Source organism: Bacillus sp. CZDM1, assembly GCF_055502545.1.
On sequence record NZ_JBUESO010000009.1, the window covers coordinates 121,775 to 143,368 of the forward strand.

Below are 21,594 nucleotides of genomic sequence, written 5' to 3' on the forward strand. Positions count from 1 at the left end.
GTTCGGAAAATATGGCAAAAAGTATAGTAATTGCTGAGAAACCTTCCGTTGCACGTGATATTGCAAATGTATTGAAGTGTACGAAGAAAGGCAATGGATTTTTAGAAGGAAACAATTATATCGTCACTTGGGCACTGGGACATTTAGTAACTTTAGCAGATCCTGAGGTATATGATAATAAATATAAAACATGGAACCTAGAAGATCTTCCAATGCTTCCAGAACGCATGAAATTAGTTGTCATGAAACAAACTGGAAAGCAGTTTAATACTGTAAAAACACAATTAAGTCGTAGTGATGTGAATGAAATAATTGTGGCTACTGATGCAGGGAGAGAAGGAGAATTAGTTGCACGCTGGATTATTGATAAATCAAACGTTCATAAGCCAATCAAACGTCTGTGGATCTCCTCTGTAACAGATAAAGCGATTAAAGATGGATTCAATAACTTGAAGCCTGGTAAAGCTTATGAAAACTTATATGCTTCAGCAGTAGCACGTTCGGAGGCAGACTGGTACATCGGTTTAAATGCAACTCGTGCATTAACAACTAAATTTAATGCTCAATTAAACTGTGGTCGTGTACAGACACCAACAGTTGCCATGGTTGCAACACGTGAAGATGAAATAAAGAGCTTCAAACCTCAAACGTATTATGGCATTGAGGCTCAAACAGATGGACTTAAATTAACGTGGCAAGATGCGTTTGGTAATAGTCGCAGCTTTAATAAAGAAAAAATCGATGCAATCGTTAAATCACTTGGACGTAAAGATGCAAATATTGTTTCCATTGACCGCAAAGCAAAGAAAACATTCTCACCTGCTCTATATGATTTAACAGAGTTACAACGTGATGCTAATAAAATCTTTGGTTATTCAGCGAAAGAAACACTAAATATCATGCAAAAACTGTACGAGCAACATAAAGTGTTAACATATCCTCGTACAGATTCACGTTATTTATCTTCAGACATTGTTAGTACGCTTCCCGAGCGTTTAAAGGCGTGTGGTGCAGGTGAATATCGTTCTCTTGCAAATAAAGTATTAGCAAAGCCAATTAAAGCAACAAACGCCTTTGTAGATGATAGGAAAGTAAGTGATCACCATGCCATCATTCCAACGGAAGGTTATGTGAAATTCTCAGCGTTTACAGATAAAGAACGTAAAATATATGACCTTGTCGTAAAACGTTTCTTAGCTGTATTATTCCCAGCTTTTGAATACGAGCAGTTAACAGTCCAAGCAAAAATAGGTGAAGAAATATTCATTGCTAAAGGAAAAACGGTAATGAATGCAGGTTGGAAAGAAGTGTATGAAAATCGATTTGATGATGAAGAATCAACGGATGATGTTAAAGAGCAATTATTACCTCGTCTTGAAAAGGGTGATGTATTAATAACAAAGTTAATCGCTCAAACATCTGGCCAAACAAAGCCTCCTGCACGCTTTACAGAGGCTACTATACTGTCAGCCATGGAAAATCCTACGAAGTACATGGAAACAAATGATAAGAAGCTTGTAGATACGTTAAAATCAACTGGCGGACTTGGTACAGTTGCCACTCGCGCTGATATTATTGATAAATTATTCAATTCATTTCTAATTGAAAAACGTGGTGGAAAAGAAATCTATATCACGTCTAAAGGCCGGCAGTTACTAGATTTAGTACCAGGAGAATTAAAATCGCCAGCGACAACAGCTGAGTGGGAACAAAAACTTGAGCTGATTGCTAAAGGGAAACTTAAAAAAGATGTGTTCATAAATGAAATGAAAGAACATACCAAAAAAATCGTTGCAGAAATTAAAGCAAGCGATAAAAAATACAAGCACGACAACATCTCCACAAAATCATGCCCTGACTGTGGAAAACCAATGCTAGAGGTAAACGGCAAGAAAGGCAAAATGCTTGTCTGCCAGGATCGTGACTGTGGTCATAAAAAGAATGTTGCTCGCGTAACCAACGCACGCTGCCCTCAATGTAAAAAGAAAATGGAACTTCGTGGTGAAGGTAATGGTCAAATCTTCGCATGTACATGTGGATATCGCGAGAAACTATCTGCTTTTGAAGCACGACGCAAGAAAGAAACTGGTGGAAAAGTGGATAAACGTACTGTACAAAAGTATTTAAAACAGCAAGAAAAAGAAGCTGAACCGATTAATAATGCCTTTGCAGACTTATTAAAAGGGATAAAATTTGATTAAAGTATTAAAAAAGTTGAAGTGTCCATCTAGAAGTTTAGATAGGCACTTCAACTTTTTTGTATTATTGTGCTAAAGTATTATCGTGCTAAAATTCTGACAATTCTGTTGACAATCAAGCTTTTCATCACATACAATAACTATTAGAATAAAAATATTTGAATGGACTGATAACCTATGAGGCATCCAAAAACAAAATATTATTCGAATATGTTAATAAAAGAGGCTGGACTCCAAATCTAATGTGATGTGGAATCCAGCCTCTTTCTTTATTCTATTAAAGTGGTAGAGGTGAGAAATATGATTATGCTAACAGGTCAAAGTTTAACATTGGATCAAATGAAAGATGTTTTATATCGAAAAGAGAAGGTTTTTGCTTCAGAAAAAAGTATGGATCTTGTAAAAAAGAGCCGTGAAGCGGTAGAAAGAATCGTTTCCGAGCACAAAGTAGTTTACGGTATTAATACGGGATTTGGGAAGTTTAGTGATGTATTAATCAATAAAGAGCATGTCAGGGATTTACAGCTCAATTTAATTCGCTCACATGCTTGCGGGGTGGGGGACCCCTTTCCGGAAATTGTTTCAAAAGCAATGGTTCTTTTACGTGCCAATGCCCTTTTAAAAGGGTACTCAGGAGTTCGGCCAATTCTGATTGAGAAACTTTTAGAACTGGTTAATACAGAAATCATACCGGTTATTCCTCAGCAAGGTTCTTTAGGTGCAAGCGGTGATTTAGCTCCTCTCTCCCATTTAGCATTAGTGCTGATAGGGGAAGGTGAAGTATTTTACAAAGGAAATCGGATGGAGTCAATCCATGCGCTTCAAATGGAAGGAATCCTGCCCCTAACATTAGAGGCAAAAGAGGGTCTTGCGTTAATTAATGGAACACAGGCAATGACAGCTATGGGAGTGGTCGGCTATCTTGAAGCTGAACAGCTGGCATTTGAAAGTGAACTCATTGCAGCGATGACAATGGAAGGGTTAAACGGGATCATTGATGCATTTGCTGAGGAAGTTCATGTAGCAAGGGGATACCAGCAGCAGATTGATACGGCAGCAAGAATCCGCAGGTATCTTAGTGATAGTTTATTAACCACGGTTCAAGGAGAATACCGTGTTCAGGACGCTTATTCTCTAAGGTGTATTCCACAGGTACACGGGGCATCCTGGCAGGCACTTGATTATGTTAAGGAAAAATTAGAAATTGAAATGAATGCGGCTACAGACAATCCACTTATTTTTGATGATGGAGAAAAGGTTATTTCTGGAGGGAATTTTCATGGTCAGCCAATTGCATTCGCAATGGATTTTATGAAGATTGCAGTAGCGGAGCTTGCAAATATATCTGAAAGACGGATTGAGCGATTAGTAAACCCACAGTTGAACGATCTGCCGCCTTTCCTAAGTCCTGAACCTGGATTGCAGTCAGGTGCGATGATTATGCAATATGCTGCCGCGTCGTTGGTATCAGAGAATAAAACACTTGCCCATCCTGCAAGTGTCGATTCCATTCCCTCATCTGCCAATCAGGAAGATCATGTGAGTATGGGTACCATTGCCTCTAGACATGCTTATCAAATCATTCAGAATGCAAGACGAGTGCTGGCAATTGAACTCATTTGTGCCATGCAGGCGGTTGAGATTCGCGGGGTGGAAAAAATGGCCTGCCAGACAAAGACGATATATGAGAAGGGAAGAGAGCTTGTTCCTTCTATAAAGAAGGATCGAATCTTTTCAAAAGACATCGAGAGGGCAGCAGAAGGTCTAAAAGAATGGGATCTTAAGAAACTCATTCAAAAATTTGATAATGTAAAATAAGCAAAAAAGGCGTGAAGTTCACGCCTTTTACTCTATTTCTTCCGTTTCAACTCTATTCTTAAATGCTTCTCGTACTACAAGGAACTCCTCGTCACCGATGGCATCCTTTGAATGCCTTTCAGTTTGGTTATCCTTTGGTAAATTACCAGGATGACCTTTCTTTTTATGATTAAAATGTTCTCCACGTGCCAAATGAAACACTCCTTTCGTCTACGAATGTATCATTCCCAAACGAAGGAAATTTATTAGTGAAGAAGAGGAGGATAAGAGAATTATTCTTCTTTAATTTTTTCATCAGACTTTGCAGGACTGCACATGGTGTCAATAAGGAAACCAAAAAATACTAAAAAGGCAATTGGTATTACGAAATTCAACACATGTATGGCTGTCATAGACTGAAATCACCACCATTATTTGAATATTTATAATATTTAGTATATTGTAATGCTGTTAACAGTTATTGTCAATCGTCACAAAATAAACAAATTTCACAGTAATTTCTAGCTCTTTCAACCTAATTTCAAAGTTTAGTTCTAGGGTAAACATCCTATTTTCGACTGTTAATTCCCTTATTTTCCATTAAACTTCCATTTGAATGATAAACTTTCTACATTTTGTGAATACTCCAAGGTTTTTATGTAGAAAATTGGTAGAATTTGTGTAAAAAAAAGGTTCGAAAGACTAAAGTATTTGACAAAAAACAACACGATACTAATAAAGTACTATATATAATGAACATAGTAATCACGAAATAGGAAAAGTTATCTACGGAATTTACTGAATAATCAATGATTTATGAGCAATATGAAACAGAAAAAGGCAAACTCACTGAAAAATGGGGACGCAAAGCCGAGGATCTAAGGTATATTTTTTACTATGATGGCCGGGCTGCCTGGAATACGAAAATGTATTTTAGGAGTGGATGAAAGTGTCACTAACGGATGGTATGACGAGTGGAATGGATGCAGAATGGTTAGCTCTTATCGTAGAAGCAAAAGCTCTAGGGATTTCGAAGGAAACAATACTTGATTTTCTCCATCAGAACGAAGTTAGAGAGGTTCTAGTAAAGAATCGCCAAGATACATAAAAGAAGAACAAAGCATACTACAAATATGGTAGTATGCTTTGTTCTTTTATTGTCCAACTCTAGGCGCCATCGGCTCGCGGGTCTACAGCCAATCCGTCCAAAAGGTTAAAAACCAACCTTTCAGCCGGCTAGACTTATGCTTGTCGCCGATAGGCGGGCGCCATCCGCTTTTCTTTATTCTTCATTATTTTGACCGATTCGCCATTTATTAAATTCAATAAAATCGCGAAATTGTTCTTTCGATACACCAGAATCCATTGCCTCTTTTACAATGTTCATCCAATCACTATCTAATTCTTCTTTGTTAATCTGTTCATTTATTAGATGTTCAACAGGTACGTGTAATACAGAGGAAATTTTTTCAAGGAACTGAATAGACGGATTCCTTTGCAGGTTTCTTTCCAGAGAGCTTAAATAGGATTTAGCAACTCCAGCTTGTTCAGCAAGTTCTGATAATGACATTTTTTTTTCTAAACGAAGTTTTTTAACACGATCACCGATCATTGGTCTCACACACCTAATTTTTATTATTACTACAATAATTTTATCAGAAAAGATGAAAAAGTTCCATATTAAGAACGGTTGACTTTCACAAAAAATTCCTAAATAGCGAAAACTTTTTGAAATAATGGTTTGATAACGATAATATTAAAGAGTGTTTCCAAATCTGCAAAAATACATAAAAATAATAAAAAAAGGTTGGGAAGAGGATGATTGTTCTTAAATCACAGCGGGAAATCGATGCCATGAAAAAAGCAGGAGAAATTCTCGCATCATGTCATAAAGAAATTGCAAAAATGATAAAACCAGGTGTAACAACTTGGGAGATTGATCAGTTTGTTGATGAATTCCTTGCTAAACACAAGGCAACCCCACAGCAAAAGGGCTATAAGGGCTATAAATATGCTACCTGTGCCAGTATTAATGACGAGGTATGCCATGGCTTTCCTAGAAAGGAACCATTAAAAGAAGGTGATATTGTCACCATCGATATGGTGGTCAATTATAACGGGGGGTTAGCTGATTCCGCATGGAGCTATGCTGTTGGAAGAGTTTCTTTAGAAACAGAACATTTATTAAAGGTAACAAAGGAAGCTCTCTATAAAGGTATTGAACAGTCTGTCCCTGGAAATAGGATTGGAGATATCGGTCATGCCATTCAAACCTATGTCGAAGGGGAAGGATTTTCGGTTGTTCGTGACTTTATCGGTCATGGAATTGGGGCTGTCATTCATGAGAAACCGGATGTACCACATTACGGACTGCCTGGAAAAGGACCACGAATTAAAGAAGGTATGGTTTTTACTATAGAGCCAATGGTTAACGCTGGAATGTACCAAACGAAGATGGATAGTAATGGATGGACAGCTAGGACTATTGATGGTAAGTTTTCTGCTCAATATGAACATACCATTGCCATTACGAAGGATGGACCGATTATATTAACTGATCAGGATAAATAAAAAACAGATCTCCTCGAGATCTGTTTTACTTATTCTTACGAAGGTTCCCTAGTTCTTCCACCAATGCCTGCATTTCATTTGGGCTAAACGAAGGTTTTTTCATGACCATTTCATAGATTTCTTTTAATTCCTCATACATTTCTTCATCAAAGTGTGAAGATTTAATGGCTCCAAGATTTAATACCTTTAATTTTTCTTTAATTTGTTCGATCATGTATTCCACATTTTCTACTGTCTTTTCTGATAAATTCATCCCGTCACCCTTTCAACATACGTAACTTTATCTTTTCATTTTCACTACTAGATGTCAATCTAAACTTGGGCAGCTTCTTTTATTAAGGTTTACAAAATAAATAGATAAATATCTGCCCTTCTCTTGCTTTTGACTGCAAGCTTAAAGCAAAATATAAAGTGATGAAAGTTGGTATTTTTTTCATAGTGATGAAATGGATGATAAAAACCATATGGAAGGAGAGGTTAAAAATGGGTAAAAATTTATTTTTTAAAGGTATGTTCTATGGAGCGATAGCGGGTGGAGCTCTAAGCTTATTAGATAAAAAAACACGACAGGATATGAGGGTGAATGCGAAAAAGGCGTATGAGCAAGTATCTTATGCTGTTCGCCATCCTAAGGAAATCACAGAAAATGTTAAAGAGACTGCTGAAAAATTTAGAAGCACGATTGAGCAGGTTAGCGAGGACATTTCTTATATTACGGGAAAAGTGGACGAACTCCGTGAGTTAACTCCCCAAGTAAAGGAAATTGTGAAAGAGACGAAGAGTACTTTTTCTAATCATGAGGATTCAGACGTAAAAGAACTGTTAAAAGAGGTTGTTGTGGAAGATGGTTCAACTGAAAAGTAACAATTGGATGCGTTAAAAAGGAGAGGTGAGAAATGGAGAAAGCAGTGAATGTTCGTAAATCTTTGTTAAGGCTGTTATGGCACCGGATAGAAGAAGATGATATTCCAGGTTTATCAGCGCAGCTTGCCTATTTCTTTCTTCTTTCGCTATTTCCACTCCTTATTTTCATTTTTACATTACTGCCATATCTGCCCATTCAACACCTAGATATACTTGGGGGGATAGGTGACTTTGCTCCACCTCAGACGATGGATCTAATTGAAAAGAATGTAAATTATGTCATGAATAATCGAAATGGCGGATTACTTTCATTCGGTGTTATTGGTACCATTTGGTCGGCATCTAATGGAATTCATGCCCTAGTAAGAGCTTTTAACAAAGCATACAATGTGAAAGAAAGCCGTTCTTTTATTGTTTCTAGAGCGATGGCCATCGTGCTGACCATCGGGATGATTTTAGTTTTTATTGTGGCCGTTTTACTTCCGATATTCGGAAGGGAAATTGGAATATTTCTTTTCTCCTATTTAGGTTTTCAAATGGAATTCCTGCGTATTTGGGAAATGTTAAGATTAGTCATCAGTGCCCTTATATTATTTTTAATCTTTACTGGATTATATTGGATTGCTCCCAATGTTAAATTACGCTGCAGGAGTGCATTCCCAGGAGCCGGTTTTGCAACTGTTGGCTGGATCCTTTCATCCTATGCTTTATCCTATTACGTGAGTAAATTTAACAACTTTTCACTGACCTATGGAAGTATTGGAGCTATTATTGTTTTACTAATTTGGTTATACATATCGGGGTTTATTATCATTCTCGGCGGTGAGATAAATGCTTTCTATAGTGAGAAGAATAAATCCAACTGTTAAAATTTCTCTTTATGAAAAATACTTTATTGTAAACAATATAGGTGGGGAACAGAAAACAAATAGGGGGCTCACCATGACAAAACAAACAAAAAAAGATGGCGGCACAAAACAAAAGGGTAAAGGCAGTAAAGGAAATAAAACATCTGGATCTGCTAACGGCAGCAACGGATATCATTAAATAGAACCGGGCTGAAAAGCCCGGTTCATTAATTTTTTAAAAGTCTTAAACTGTTGAGAATCACAAGAATAGTACTGCCTTCATGACCAATAACACCAAACGGCAAATCGAGCAATTGAAAAAAGTTTGAAGAAATTAAAATCATGATCACCGTGATGGAGAAGATAACATTTTGTTTTATAATCCGATTCATCCGTTTCGAAAGATGAATGGCTTCTGCTATTCTTGGTAGATCATTTTTCATTAGGACGACATCCGCTGTTTCAAGGGCAACATCCGAGCCTTCACCCATTGCAATACCAACATTTGCAATGGCTAATGCCGGAGCGTCATTAATTCCATCGCCCACCATCGCGATGGTTTTGTATTTTTCCTTCAGCTTTTTGAGCTGCTCCACTTTTTCTTCAGGCAGACATTCAGCAAAGAACTGATTCACATGACTTTCTCCTGCAATGGCACTTGCTGTTTTCTCACTATCGCCAGTTAGCATGACCGTGTAAATACCTTGTTGCTTTAAATGGTCGATGGCAAGCTTTGTTTCTTGTCTCACAACATCTTTTAAAGCAATCATCGCGGCTAAGCAATCGTTAACTTGCACAAATACAAGTGTATTGCCTTGGCTTGCAAGGTCAGCCGCTTTGCCGGCAGCGAATGTTAGGGCAGCCTCTTTTCCAACAAAATCAGCTTTGCCTATTTTCCACTGTTCACCATTTATTACCGCTTTTACGCCCCACCCTGAAACATCCTCAAGGTTTTCAGGATGAACAAGGTCACGTTCAAGATTTTCTTTCACGTACTTGACGATGGACTGTGCAAGAGGATGATTCGATTGATTTTCAATTGATGCGGTCTTCCATAAAATCTCCCTCTTATCAAAGTTTTCATTAACGATTATTTCGGTAACCTCAGGTTTTCCTTTTGTCAGCGTACCTGTTTTGTCGAAGGCAATCGCTTCTACGTGGCTGAGGTTCTCTAAATGCACACCGCCTTTGACTAGAATTCCTCGTTTTGCGCCATTTGAAATAGCAGACAATGTTGCAGGCATAATCGACGCAACCAGAGCACAAGGAGATGCGACCACCAAGAGTATCATTGCCCGATAAAACGACTCATTCCAGCTCCAATCAAGCAGGAAATAGGGGAGGAACATCATCAACAAAACAGCAGCTAATACGGTTTTTACATAGGTCCCTTCAAAGCGTTCAATAAACAGCTGTGATGGAGATTTTTCACTTTGAGCGGATTGCACAAGTTCAATTATTTTATGAAAGAGTGTTTCATTACTTGCTTTTGTTGTTTGGACAGTGATGGCACCTGTTAAATTTACCGTCCCCGCAAATACTTCCTTATCTAGGCCTTTTGAAACAGGCATCGATTCCCCAGTAATTGCAGCTTCATCAATGTTCGTATAACCATTCTTAATGACGCCATCTGAAGGGATTCTTTCTCCAGGCTTAACGAGGATCTGGTCGCCAACGTTTAGCTCGGAAACAGGTACACGCCTTTCAATCCCTTTATTAATAAGAAGAGCCTCTTCCGGCTGAAGCTTCATTAGCGAGGAAATCTCTTTGTGACTCTTGTTCATAGTATAGGTCTCTAATGCACCACTAACGGCAAATATAAAAATCAAAATAGCGCCTTCTGTCCAATAGCCAATTATTGCAGAACCAATCGCTGCAAAAATCATCAGCATTTCAACGTTTAGTTGCCTGTTTTCATAGGTAGCTTCAATTCCTTCCTTGGCTTTGGCGAAGCCGCCAATTACAAAGGCCAATAAATAAAAGACAATTGAAGCAACTTGATCACCCATTTTATCTGTAATCCATCCTGCTGCGATGAAAACACCACTTAGTCCAGCAGCAATAAGTTCTGCATGTGGTTTTATTTTTTCAATAAACCCTACCTTTGGAATCCCTTTAGTTAATCTTTTAGCATCCGTACTCATTATCAGTTCCCTCCCCATTTTAAATCTAATTGAGAAAAATAATCAAAATCATTACCCCTAAAAAACACGAAAGCTGTCATCAATTAAGATGACAGCACTGTTCCAAAAACAATTATTAAATTAAATTAATTTTATCATACAATGTATGTTTATTATATAAATATGCTCCAAAAAGATTTAAGAATTATGCTGCTCTATCATTGAAAAAGTTTTCTTGCCGAAAGCGTAAATAATGATGGATAAGGTAAGTAACATGGTACTAATTATATAAAAGAAACTTACTTTTTGGAAAAACTGAATAAATAACCCGCCAATAATCGGTCCGCTCAAACTTCCTAAACTAAAGAAAATACCGCATAACAAATTTCCTGTTGCTAACAAATTCTTTGGTACTAAATCTGTCATATAGCTGATTCCAAGTGAAAATGTTGAGCCCACTACCATTCCCGATAGGAGGAAGGAAACGAAAAGTCCAATAAAGGAATGTTCAAATATGCTCGCAGATGTAAAAGTTAGAAATCCTAGGGAAAGCACAATCATTAATACATTTCTTCGACCATAAGAATCACTAAGCACACCTAATGGCAGCTGCGTAATGATACTGCCAATGGCAAAGGCAGTTAATACTAAGGAAACACTTGCTACGTCAATATCCCTTCTTAGTGCATATACCGGAAAGCTGCCGTTTAAAGAAGATTCTAAAAAACCGTAGCAGAAGGGAGGAAGAAAAGCGACCCATCCATATTTCATCGTTGTTCTAAATCGTTTGATGGTGTTGAAGAATGAATTAATCTCTACTTCCTGTTCTGGAAACTCGTTCTTTAATGTAAAGACAAATACCCAGCCGATTAAACATAAAATAGAGGAAACGATGAATGGCAAGGCCTCATTAATATTTACAAGTGGTGTCATCAAAGGTCCGCTTGCAAATCCAATCCCAAAAAATAAGCCGTACAAGGAAATATTCCGCCCTCTTTTTTCGGTTGGAGAAGAAGAGGTAATCCAGGTTTGGGTAGCAAAATGTAAGGCATGATCCCCAATCCCTATGATGGCTCGCAAGAAAAACCAAAACCAAAAGGATTTCCACAATGGAAACAACGTAAGGGCAAGCACCACAAGCCCGCCGCCGAGTATAATCGTTGGTTTATACCCATATTTGCGCAGCGGTGCTTCCATAAAGGGTGAAACGAGAAGAATTCCAATATAGAGCGCAGTGGCATTTAATCCATTAAGGGAGGAGGATACCCCGCTTTGTTCAAAAATAACGGCAATAAGTGGAAGAAGCATTCCTTGTGAAAAACCAGAAATGGCGACTATGGTCACTAGAATCCAAAATCGAAAATTATTTTTTTTATTCATATATGATCCTCATTAGTATGATATTGATACCCATTCGATGGTAACGAGAAAATAAGGCATTTGCAAGCAAAATTTTCTTCACTCTTTTAATGAATGGAAAAAAAGAGTATTCTCAATTTGTAGGGATTTTTATACAATTTTTACGTTTTTATCCTTATTGTTTTATATGATGTTAGGAGGGATAATAGTGGGAAAAATATTTATGCTGCTTACTTTTATTGGTGTCCCGCTTTCCGTGATTGGGACACTCATGCAATGGCCAACCATGATTCTTTTTGTTGTTTATTGTATTTCAATTATCGCCCTTGCCAGCTATATGGGGAGGGCAACGGAGAGTTTGGCGATTGTCGCTGGACCACGGGTAGGCGGACTCCTTAATGCTACTTTTGGAAATGCAGTGGAATTAATCATTTCAATCTTTGCTTTAAAGGAAGGATTGGTTGGAGTTGTTCTCGCGTCCTTAACGGGTTCTGTACTCGGTAACCTGCTCCTAGTTGCTGGATTATCATTTTTTATTGGAGGATTAAAATTTAAAAGGCAAAAATTTAATGTACATGATGCACGCCATAATTCCGGTCTGCTCATGTTTGCGGTCATCGTTGCATTTGTAATACCAGAAGTTTTTTCAATGGAAATGAATGAGGCGAAAACATTAACTCTAAGCATCGGGATCTCACTTATTCTAATCTTACTTTATCTAGCAGCTCTTTTCTTTAAACTGGTTACTCATCGAGGGGTCTATCAAAGCGAGAATGCTGAAACACACCATGAGGAAGAGCCTGAGTGGGGTAAAGGTAAGGCTATTGGTGTTCTATTGGCAGCCACTTTAGCTGTTGCCTATATATCTGAAAATCTTGTTCATACATTTGAATATGTAGCGGAATCATTTGGCTGGACGGAGTTATTCATAGGGGTTATTATCGTTGCCATTGTTGGTAACGCAGCTGAACACGCGTCTGCTATCGTCATGGCCTTTAAAAATAAAATGGATATTGCGGTAGAGATTGCTATCGGTTCAACACTCCAAATTGCCATGTTTGTTGCTCCAGTATTAGTCTTAATCTCGCTTTTCTTTACCAAAACTATGCCGCTTGTTTTTACCATGCCAGAGTTAATTGCCATGGTAACCTCGGTACTGCTCATGATTGTAATCTCGAATGACGGAGAATCAAACTGGTTTGAGGGACTGACCTTACTTGCGGCCTACTTGATTATGGGCATAGGTTTTTTCCTGCTATAAAACAGAATCATGTAAAAAGACTCTGAGCCAAGTCGGCACAGAGTCTTTTATTAATTAGTCATTCGATGTAAGGGTAAATCTTGGAAATATGCTATAATGATCGAGCATATGCTATATGGGGTAAAACCAATCGCGTTTACGTGGGCCCATCAATCACCAACCTTCATGTTTAATTTATAATAGAAAAACACGAGTGTTGAATTTTCATATATGAGTGGAATCCCAACCTCCTTAATGGTAAATGGTTCGTCGATTGATTACTGCCCTCCTTCTTTAAAGGTTAAGTATATTATAACTGGTTATTTGAATTTTGTAAATGTTCTGATTAATTTTTTAAGGAGAAAAAAATGGCATTATTGTACCGCTCATTATTTTTTGTTGTAGGATTAATGATTATGACATTCGGTGTTTGTTTAACCATCAAAGCTGAGTTGGGAGCTGGGGCTTGGGATGCACTGAATGTTGCACTTACTGAATGGATAGGTTTGACGATTGGCAGCTGGATCATCATCGAAGGTGCAGTGTTAGTATTTGTAAATTCCTTATTGGTAAAAAGAAGACCGGAGCTACTATCGCTATTAACGATCATCTTAATTGGATCTTTAGTGGATTTATGGATGTTTTTTGTATTTGAGTCATTTGTGGTTTATGGATTAATGATAAAATTCGTTACCTTACTTCTTGGAATTTTCATCATAGGGCTTGGTGCGGCTATCTATTTACAAGCAAAGTTTCCTTCTAGTCCGATTGATGGTTTTATGATGGCCATTAGAGAACGTTTTCGAGTAAGTTTAATGATGGCAAAGACGATTGGAGAAATTATTGCTTTAATCCCAGCACTGATTCTACAAGGACCCATCGGTATAGGTACAATCATTATCACTTTTACTATAGGTCCCTTTGTTCAACTGTGTTTCCCTTATTTTGAAAAATTAATGCAAAGACTGATAGAAGGAAATTATCAGGGGAAATAATGAAATATTTCGCTGTAATGGATAAAAGTTTTCAACTCCGAAAACACTATGAGCAGACTTAGTACTGCTATATTGTGAAAGGAGTTTTTCTTTGTGAAAAAGTTTATCCCTGTCGTTATAACACTGCTATTACTTTTAGCTTTTCTTCCAACTGCTTCTGCTGAAAAGGCAAATGCAAAAAAGGAACCAGCAAACTATCAAGTTCCTGCTTCGGTTCGTAATATTACGAAGGAAAATACGTACCCCAATTCAACACAGGACTTACCTACCTTGCAGCCTAGTGAATTAACGAAAAAGCTGATTGATTCATCAAAGGTGAAGATTGAAAATCCCGATTTAATACGCATGCTCAATGAATCCAGTATTAATAGCACACCATTTGCAATCGGTTATCGTGCAATTGTCTACCTTGGACAATGGCCATTAAATTACGAATCAACCGAAACCGCTCCAAACTGGGAGTATCAAAAAATTAATACAAACTACTATGATAATCGCGGCGGTAAAGTACCTTACCAGATTCATTATGTACAAGAGGCTCAAAAAATTATCCGTGGCGGATTAACCGCGAAAATCGCAAATGCAGAGGATGTTAAAAAGATGATGCTGTTAAAGGCAATGGAAAAAACACATCTTCCGCTGGCATTTGAAACGATTATTGGATCAGGAACGAAGAACGATCATGTCTACAATATCCCAGTTAATCGACTAGGATACTTATATGCCTATGCACCTGCGGTCAATGAAAAAGGCAAAGTCACCTATGGTGAAGTTTATTTAATGCTTAAGGGTAGTAAAAAAATTATCGTCATTAAAAATGTAACCTCCCAAGGAATTGGAGCATGGATTCCGGTACAGGATCATGTTTCATTTGGTTTTGCTGCATCAGAAAGACCAAGATGATTTGGAGAAAGAACTCCTGCCAAGTTAAGTAGGGGTTCTTTTTTGAAAAAGAGCTGCAGAAAGTGTAGGATATTGATATAGAAGGGGGAGAATCAACTTTGGGCAGTCCGACTCATGAGAAAAATTCACAAGTTAGTTTTTTAAAGCAGAGATTGAACATGTTCCTAGACGTATTGGATGCAATCGATCCAGAGGATACGGATCTTGATGATATCGATAATTTAATTAAAATGATTGATGAATTAGAAAACAAGTGTAAGGAATTCAATCATCGTGAAGCTCCAGAGTCTGTTTAATTACAGGCTCTTTTCTATTGGGAAAACCTTTATCTTTCAATCAATTGCTTATAGGAGTATAATAATATCGTCAAATAGTTGTAATTTTTAAATAGATTGCGAATCGGACAAGGGGAAAGGGGTACTTTAGGTGAATATCGAGAAATTTCAGGAGAGTATGTACAAATTAGTAGTTGAAACTTCTACAAAGCTTCCAAAAGATGTACGCCGTGCAGTTAGTGCGGCAAAGGAAAAGGAAAACGCAGGCACAAGTGCAGCGATGAGCCTTGCTACCATTACCAATAACATTAAAATGGCAGATGATCAAGTCTCACCTATTTGCCAGGATACAGGATTACCAACATTTAAAATTAAAACTCCAGTTGGTGTAAACCAATTAGAATTAAAAGAAGCGATCAAAAATGCCATTGTAATCGCAACCAAAGAAGGAAAACTGCGTCCTAATTCTGTTGATTCCCTAACAGGTGAAAACAGTGGTGACAATCTAGGAGCTGGGTTACCGGTTATTAAATTTGATCAATGGGAAAAGGATTATATTGATGTTCGTCTGATTTTAAAAGGCGGCGGATGTGAAAATAAAAACATCCAATATAGTCTTCCATGCGAGTTAGAAGGACTTGGCCGAGCAGGGCGTGACCTTGATGGTATTCGTAAATGTGTTATGCACTCTGTCTATCAGGCTCAAGGACAAGGCTGCAGCGCTGGTTTTATTGGAGTAGGGATCGGCGGCGACCGTTCATCAGGTTATGATTTAGCAAAAGAACAATTATTCCGCTCTTTAGACGATGTTAATCCAAACGAAGAGTTACACGCGTTAGAAGAGTACGTTCTGGAAAATGCAAATAAATTAGGAATCGGCACGATGGGATTTGGCGGAGAAGCAACGTTGTTAGGCTGTAAGGTTGGGGTTATGAATCGAATTCCAGCAAGCTTCTATGTATCTGTCGCTTACAACTGTTGGGCATTCCGCCGTTTAGGCGTAAGTGTAGACCCAGTGTCCGGAGAAATTAATGAATGGATGTACCAGGAAGGCGATTTCATTGATTTCACTGAAACAGAAGCTGAGAAAGAAACAGCTGCCGCTCGTGCCAATGATGTTATCTCTCTCCAAGCACCAATCACGGAGGAACAAATTCGCGAATTGAAGGTTGGCGATGTTGTTCAAATTAACGGTATGATGTATACAGGCCGTGACGCCATTCATAAATACCTGTCAGATCATGATTCACCAGTGGATTTAAATGGACAAGTCATCTACCACTGTGGTCCAGTTATGTTGAAGGATAAAGAAGATGTCTGGCATGTTAAAGCGGCTGGCCCAACCACAAGTATTCGTGAGGAGCCTTACCAAGGTGACATTATGAAGAAATTTGGAATCCGCGCTGTTATCGGAAAAGGCGGAATGGGACCACGTACATTGGCTGCTCTCAAAGAACATGGCGGTGTCTACCTGAATGCTATCGGCGGCGCTGCACAATATTATGCAGATTGTATCAAGGGCGTTGAAGGTGTTGACTTGATGCAATTTGGTATCCCAGAAGCAATGTGGCACCTGCGAGTAGAGGGCTTCACAGCCGTCGTAACCATGGACTCACACGGAAACAGCCTGCATGCAGATGTAGACAAGTCTTCATTAGAAAAATTAGCACAATTTAAGGATCGCGTATTTAACTAAAAAATTGGCGGGCAGGCTCTAATATGGGGTCTGCTCTTTTTTATGGGTTGGGGGAGTGTTTTGTAGAAGCTGTATAGTTTTGTGTAGAAGCAGGTTTGGTTTTGTAGAACTAGTCCAGTTTTGTGTAGAAGCTGTATGGGTTTGTGTAGAAGCTGTACGGTTTTGTGTAGAAGCTGTACGGTTTTGTGTAGAAGCAGGTTTGGATTTGTAGAACCAGTACGGTTTTGTGTAGAAGCTGTATGGGTTTGTGTAGAAGCTGTATGGTTTTATGTAGAAGCTGTACGGTTTTATGTAGAAGCTGTACGGTTTTGTGTAGAAGCAGGTTTGGATTTGTAGAACCAGTCCGGTTTTATGTAGAAGCTGTACGGTTTTGTGTAGAAGCAGGTTTGGATTTGTAGAACCAGTCCGGTTTTATGTAGAAGCTGTACGGTTTTGTGTAGAAGCAGGTTTGGATTTGTAGAACCAGTCCGGTTTTATGTAGAAGCTGTACGGTTTTGTGTAGAAGCAGGTTTGGATTTGTAGAACCAGTCCGGTTTTGTGTAGAACATGTACAGTTTTATGTAGAACCTGTACTTTTTTGTGTAGAACATGTAAAGTTCCCCAAAAATAAAACAACAAACTAATATGGAAAATTATAAATTGTCACTAAAGCTTCATAATAAAACTGAAATATAAGAAGGATATGCCAAATTGATATAGAAAAGTTACATCAAACCATTTAGGAGGGACTTTATTGTTTGATAAAAATTTAACGACACCAATACCATTACAACAGGCCGAGGCTTTAGAAAGAAGGTTAAAGATAAATCATGAAAAAATGCATGAAATAAAAAATAACATAAAAATATTAAAGTCAGGTTATAATGGCGAAAAAGAATTAAATTATCAATTGGGGCAAATTCCTCATCATAAATACCACATTTTACATGACCTCCGACTCCCTGCAGGCGAAACATTTTTTCAAATTGATGTACTGCTCCTTGCGCCCAATATTCTTATTATTCTTGATGGAAAGAATCACTCAGGCAAAATAACCATTGAAAAAAATCAAATGATTCAAGAAACTGCTGACACAAGAGAGATTTATGAGAATCCTATTTCCCAGACGAATCGGCACAAAATATTATTGAAAAATTGGACAGAGAGAAATAAATTACCTCCTATTTTTATGGATAATTTAGTTGTCTTTACGAGATCGTCCAGTGAAATTATTATAACTCCAGGTTACAAAGAAGCGGAAAATAAAATTTGTAAGTCACATGATTTAATAAAAAAGATCGAGGAATTGGAGGGTTACTATAAAAAAATATGGGTGAGCGAACAAGATATTTTAAAAGTAAGTAACCTGCTTTTAAGAGACCACACACCAAAAAGGGTAGATATACTTAAACTTTTCCAAATTCGGGAATCCGATATTATTATTGGAGTTCAATGCCCAGAATGTTTATTTGCCCCAATGGATTATAATAGAAATAGATGGATGTGCCCTGCGTGTCAAATTATTTCAAAGGATGCCCATACTAGAGCTATATACGATTATTTTTTAATCTTCAAACCATGGTTTACGAATTCTGAAATCAGGAAGTTCCTCAATCTTTCTTCCCCAAGGGCCGCTGGATACATATTATCCTTCCTTAACTTTACTCGAACAGGCCGTACTAGTGACAGTATCTACCACCAGCCGATCCTTTTTCCTTAAAATACTAATCATGTTTCCCTATAGGTAAACAAACACTATAAAAAAGAAAATAGGGGGAACACGGATGAAGAAATTATTGTGCATCCTTAGTTTGCTGCTGTTAATGGTGCCTCAGGTAACATATGGTTCCGCTCCCAATAAGCCAATCAATTGGGGATTTAAGAAAGCTGTAGATGAAGAGCCGCCCGATGCTGGTGCAGAGTATGAAAAAATACTTGATAAATACGGTGCCTTTTTTAAAGGAGACCCAGACTCGAAGACGCTTTATCTTACCTTTGATAATGGGTACGAAGCAGGTTATACGGCTCAAGTATTGGATGTTTTAAAGAAGGAAAAAGTGCCGGCAACTTTTTTTGTGACGGGGCATTATTTATTATCTCAACCCGAATTGACAAAGCGGATGGTGGATGAAGGTCATCTCATTGGAAACCATTCCTGGCACCATCCCAATATGACACAAATCAGTGATGAGCGAATTCGTGAAGAACTTAGAAAAGTTAAGGTTAAAACAAAAGAGATAACAGGTCAAAAGAAGATGAAGTATTTACGTCCGCCTCGGGGGGTTTTTAGTGAGAGAACCATGCAAATTGCGAAGGAGGAAGGCTACACGCATGTCTTCTGGTCGCTGGCGTTTGTGGACTGGAATACCAACTCTCAAAGAGGCTGGCAATATTCATATGATAACATTATGAGACAAATCCACCCTGGCTGTATCTTATTGCTGCACACAGTATCGAAGGATAACGCTGATGCTTTAGAAACCGTTATTAAAGATTTGAAAAAGAAAGGCTATAAATTTAAAAGTCTGGATGAATTCAAACCGGAAAAGAAAGGTATTGCAAGGATCATACCGAGTTTCTGGAGAAAATAATGAGTAGGAAAGCTGGATTCGAGTAGAATTCGGCTTTTCTCTGTTAATAATGCTATAATACGGAGAAATCAAACGGAAGCGAAATTTGGAGTGAACAAAATGAAAACAGATCAATCAATTAAAATACAAGAAAAACAGACCTTTCCCTTAACGATCAAACGACTCGGTATTAATGGCGAAGGCGTCGGTTATTTTAAGAAGCAGGTAGTTTTTGTGCCTGGCGCATTACCTGGGGAAGAGGTAGTCGTAGAGGCAACCAAGATTAACCCTAAATTTGCTGAGGCAAAAATAAAAAAAATCCGGATTAAATCACCGCATCGTGTACAGCCTCCATGTCCGGTCTATGAGCAATGCGGAGGCTGTCAGCTGCAGCATTTAGCATATAGTCAGCAATTAAAAGAAAAGCGAGATATTGTTATCCAGTCGCTCGAACGCCATACAAGGCTCCAAGTGGACAAACTCGATATTCGAGAAACCATTGGAATGGAAGATCCTTGGGGATATCGGAATAAGAGCAGTTTCCAACTAGCAGGCAGGGACGGAAAGGTTTTAGCTGGATTGTATGGCTTAAACTCTCACCAATTAATTGATATTGAACATTGTGCTGTTCAGCATTCACAAACAAATGAAGCAGTGAATGCCGTTAAGAAAATTCTCGAAGAACTAAAAATTACAATTTATAATGAGAAATCACGTAAAGGAATTGTTCGGACCATTGTTACCCGTGTCGGAGTCCAAAGTGGGGAGCTCCAAGTGGTGCTTATAACGAATCAAAACGAACTTCCAAAGAAGGAGCAGATCATTCAGGAAATCCAAAAAAGACTTCCGAATGTGAAATCAATCGTGCAGAACATCAATGAGCAAAAAACGTCGCTTATCTTCGGAGAAGAAACGTTACCTCTAGCCGGTGAGGAATTTATCCAAGAAACATTGGGGGACCTGCAGTTTGAGCTATCGGCTAGAACGTTCTTCCAGTTAAATCCGGTTCAAACCATTAAGCTTTATAATGAAGTGAAAAGTGCTGCGGCGCTGACAGGTAATGAAAAAATTGTTGATGCCTATTGTGGAGTAGGAACCATTGGTTTGTGGCTTGCTGACCAAGCAGTCGAAGTCCGAGGAATGGATATAATTCCAGAATCGATAGAGGATGCAAAGAAAAATGCCAAGCGTCACGGGATGACCAATACCAAATTTGTCCCTGGAAAAGCCGAAGAAGTTTTACCGAAGTGGGTAAAAAAGGGCTGGAAGCCAGATGTTATCATCGTCGATCCACCAAGGACTGGGCTTGACGGACAATTAATCCAAACTATTCTACAAACAGAAGCTGAAAAAGTCATTTATATCTCTTGCAATCCGTCTACTTTGGCCAAAGACATTCAAATGTTAAGTGCTAAATACGATTTGAAATATATTCAGCCAGTGGATATGTTTCCGCAGACCGCGCATGTTGAGTGCGTGTCGCAGTTAGTTTTGAGGAAAATTAATTCGGTAATATTGAAAACCGGTAAGTTATTTTAGGAATACCTCTATTATACACCTCATTGCGCTCAACGAAGTGATGGAGCATTTCCTCTGTTACGTCACCAAAAGGTGAAAAACGGTTAATCGAGTTCCGGAGATTTTCAATACGTCCTAAAAATTCATCATGACGGAGTGAGGCTTCAAGCCCACTCCTTTTTATATTCAATTCATTTATCCGTCCCTGATTTTCATCAGCAACTTCCCGGTATTCTTTATGGGTGATTAGTTTTTCTGCAAGCATCTCAAGATAACGTTACTTTTTTGCTTTGGAAGCATTAATCTCATTATCGAAATTAGATTTAACCAATAATAAAATTATTGAAACAGTTGTTACTGGAAAAACAGCCAATCACGTTTCTTATGAACCAAATACAAATAAACTATATGTAACAAATAAAGACTCTAATGATTTAACAATTATTGACGAAAAGACACTTAAAATAATAAAGAAAATCAGCTTAGGAAAAACTCCTCATGAAATTAGCTTTGCAGTAGAAGATAACTAAATTTATTATGACCTTCGTTTATATTTCTGCTTTTGAAGCAATCAAGAGAGAAAATGGTTAGGGAAGAGGTATGAAATAGTAGAAATATGAAGAATAGAGGTTTACAAACATGAACAAAACTCTGACGG

Annotated in this window: 21 protein-coding genes and 1 riboswitch; of the genes, 15 read left to right on the plus strand and 6 right to left on the minus strand. The window is 38.1% G+C overall.

What is annotated here, in order from left to right; all coding sequences use genetic code 11:
* The first annotated feature begins 11 nt into the window (after positions 1-11).
* Together ACY3XC_RS20150 and hutH are read left to right on the plus strand one after the other, a co-directional pair.
* Positions 12-2,201: a DNA topoisomerase III gene (locus ACY3XC_RS20150; RefSeq protein ID WP_464870118.1), complete on the plus strand. Its 2,190-nt coding sequence runs from the start codon at positions 12-14 to the stop codon at positions 2,199-2,201.
* A 297-nt stretch (positions 2,202-2,498) separates the two neighbouring features.
* Positions 2,499-4,016, plus strand: coding sequence for a histidine ammonia-lyase (gene hutH / locus ACY3XC_RS20155; RefSeq protein WP_179157670.1), 1,518 nt, complete (start codon positions 2,499-2,501; stop codon positions 4,014-4,016).
* 27 nt (positions 4,017-4,043) lie between these two features.
* Here the strand turns inward: hutH and ACY3XC_RS20160 are convergent, their stop codons facing one another.
* Positions 4,044-4,208 (minus strand): hypothetical protein, encoded by a 165-nt coding sequence (locus ACY3XC_RS20160; protein ID WP_179157669.1) that lies wholly within the window; start codon positions 4,206-4,208, stop codon positions 4,044-4,046.
* 616 nt (positions 4,209-4,824) lie between these two features.
* Positions 4,825-4,912: riboswitch (cyclic di-GMP riboswitch) on the plus strand.
* A gap of 32 nt (positions 4,913-4,944) precedes the next feature.
* Between ACY3XC_RS20160 and ACY3XC_RS20165 the strand changes: the two genes are divergently transcribed.
* Positions 4,945-5,103 carry an anti-repressor SinI family protein gene (locus ACY3XC_RS20165; RefSeq protein WP_368737769.1) on the plus strand — a complete coding sequence of 53 codons (159 nt, stop codon included), beginning with the start codon at positions 4,945-4,947 and terminating at the stop codon, positions 5,101-5,103.
* A 174-nt stretch (positions 5,104-5,277) separates the two neighbouring features.
* Here ACY3XC_RS20165 and ACY3XC_RS20170 read toward each other — a convergent pair whose 3' ends face one another.
* Positions 5,278-5,607: a helix-turn-helix domain-containing protein gene (locus ACY3XC_RS20170; protein ID WP_179157668.1), complete on the minus strand. Its 330-nt coding sequence runs from the start codon at positions 5,605-5,607 to the stop codon at positions 5,278-5,280.
* A 206-nt stretch (positions 5,608-5,813) separates the two neighbouring features.
* Between ACY3XC_RS20170 and map the strand changes: the two genes are divergently transcribed.
* Positions 5,814-6,566, plus strand: coding sequence for a type I methionyl aminopeptidase (gene map / locus ACY3XC_RS20175; protein ID WP_464870119.1), 753 nt, complete (start codon positions 5,814-5,816; stop codon positions 6,564-6,566).
* Between the two features lie 25 nt (positions 6,567-6,591).
* Here the strand turns inward: map and ACY3XC_RS20180 are convergent, their stop codons facing one another.
* The gene (locus ACY3XC_RS20180; protein ID WP_179157666.1) at positions 6,592-6,819 is read right to left on the minus strand and encodes a DUF1128 domain-containing protein; all 228 of its coding nucleotides are present in this window, start codon (positions 6,817-6,819) and stop codon (positions 6,592-6,594) included.
* A 230-nt stretch (positions 6,820-7,049) separates the two neighbouring features.
* Between ACY3XC_RS20180 and ACY3XC_RS20185 the strand changes: the two genes are divergently transcribed.
* Together ACY3XC_RS20185 and ACY3XC_RS20190 are read left to right on the plus strand one after the other, a co-directional pair.
* Positions 7,050-7,430, plus strand: coding sequence for a YtxH domain-containing protein (locus ACY3XC_RS20185; protein ID WP_464870120.1), 381 nt, complete (start codon positions 7,050-7,052; stop codon positions 7,428-7,430).
* A 32-nt stretch (positions 7,431-7,462) separates the two neighbouring features.
* Positions 7,463-8,299, plus strand: coding sequence for a YihY/virulence factor BrkB family protein (locus tag ACY3XC_RS20190; protein ID WP_464870121.1), 837 nt, complete (start codon positions 7,463-7,465; stop codon positions 8,297-8,299).
* Positions 8,300-8,505: 206 nt separating this feature from the next.
* Here ACY3XC_RS20190 and ACY3XC_RS20195 read toward each other — a convergent pair whose 3' ends face one another.
* Positions 8,506-10,422 (minus strand): heavy metal translocating P-type ATPase, encoded by a 1,917-nt coding sequence (locus ACY3XC_RS20195; RefSeq protein WP_464870122.1) that lies wholly within the window; start codon positions 10,420-10,422, stop codon positions 8,506-8,508.
* Positions 10,423-10,599: 177 nt separating this feature from the next.
* Complete coding sequence (locus ACY3XC_RS20200; RefSeq protein WP_464870123.1) at positions 10,600-11,781, minus strand: MFS transporter; 1,182 nt, start codon at positions 11,779-11,781, stop codon at positions 10,600-10,602.
* Between the two features lie 202 nt (positions 11,782-11,983).
* Here ACY3XC_RS20200 and cax point away from each other — a divergent pair, with 202 nt between their 5' ends.
* The 8 genes from cax to rlmD all read left to right on the plus strand — a co-directional run bounded on the left by cax (position 11,984) and on the right by rlmD (position 20,957).
* Positions 11,984-13,021: a calcium/proton exchanger gene (gene cax / locus ACY3XC_RS20205; protein WP_464870238.1), complete on the plus strand. Its 1,038-nt coding sequence runs from the start codon at positions 11,984-11,986 to the stop codon at positions 13,019-13,021.
* Positions 13,022-13,368: 347 nt separating this feature from the next.
* Positions 13,369-13,995, plus strand: a complete 627-nt coding sequence (locus ACY3XC_RS20210) for a YczE/YyaS/YitT family protein (protein ID WP_464870124.1) — start codon at positions 13,369-13,371, stop codon at positions 13,993-13,995.
* A gap of 93 nt (positions 13,996-14,088) precedes the next feature.
* Positions 14,089-14,898, plus strand: a complete 810-nt coding sequence (locus ACY3XC_RS20215) for a YfkD famly protein (RefSeq protein ID WP_179157659.1) — start codon at positions 14,089-14,091, stop codon at positions 14,896-14,898.
* A 98-nt stretch (positions 14,899-14,996) separates the two neighbouring features.
* The gene (locus ACY3XC_RS20220; protein ID WP_179157658.1) at positions 14,997-15,194 is read left to right on the plus strand and encodes an SE1561 family protein; all 198 of its coding nucleotides are present in this window, start codon (positions 14,997-14,999) and stop codon (positions 15,192-15,194) included.
* A gap of 130 nt (positions 15,195-15,324) precedes the next feature.
* Positions 15,325-16,869 carry a fumarate hydratase gene (locus ACY3XC_RS20225; RefSeq protein ID WP_464870125.1) on the plus strand — a complete coding sequence of 515 codons (1,545 nt, stop codon included), beginning with the start codon at positions 15,325-15,327 and terminating at the stop codon, positions 16,867-16,869.
* Positions 16,870-17,602: 733 nt separating this feature from the next.
* Positions 17,603-18,568 carry a nuclease-related domain-containing protein gene (locus tag ACY3XC_RS20230; protein WP_464870126.1) on the plus strand — a complete coding sequence of 322 codons (966 nt, stop codon included), beginning with the start codon at positions 17,603-17,605 and terminating at the stop codon, positions 18,566-18,568.
* Between the two features lie 64 nt (positions 18,569-18,632).
* Positions 18,633-19,439, plus strand: coding sequence for a delta-lactam-biosynthetic de-N-acetylase (gene pdaA, locus ACY3XC_RS20235; protein ID WP_179157656.1), 807 nt, complete (start codon positions 18,633-18,635; stop codon positions 19,437-19,439).
* Between the two features lie 99 nt (positions 19,440-19,538).
* Positions 19,539-20,957, plus strand: coding sequence for a 23S rRNA (uracil(1939)-C(5))-methyltransferase RlmD (gene rlmD / locus ACY3XC_RS20240; RefSeq protein ID WP_464870127.1), 1,419 nt, complete (start codon positions 19,539-19,541; stop codon positions 20,955-20,957).
* Here rlmD and ACY3XC_RS20245 read toward each other — a convergent pair.
* On the minus strand, positions 20,920-21,201 hold the full coding sequence (locus ACY3XC_RS20245; protein WP_464870128.1) for a hypothetical protein: 282 nt from the start codon (positions 21,199-21,201) through the stop codon (positions 20,920-20,922). The genes rlmD and ACY3XC_RS20245 overlap by 38 nt on opposite strands.
* A gap of 25 nt (positions 21,202-21,226) precedes the next feature.
* Between ACY3XC_RS20245 and ACY3XC_RS20250 the strand changes: the two genes are divergently transcribed.
* Positions 21,227-21,466, plus strand: coding sequence for a YncE family protein (locus ACY3XC_RS20250; RefSeq protein WP_464870129.1), 240 nt, complete (start codon positions 21,227-21,229; stop codon positions 21,464-21,466).
* The last annotated feature ends 128 nt before the right edge of the window (positions 21,467-21,594 follow it).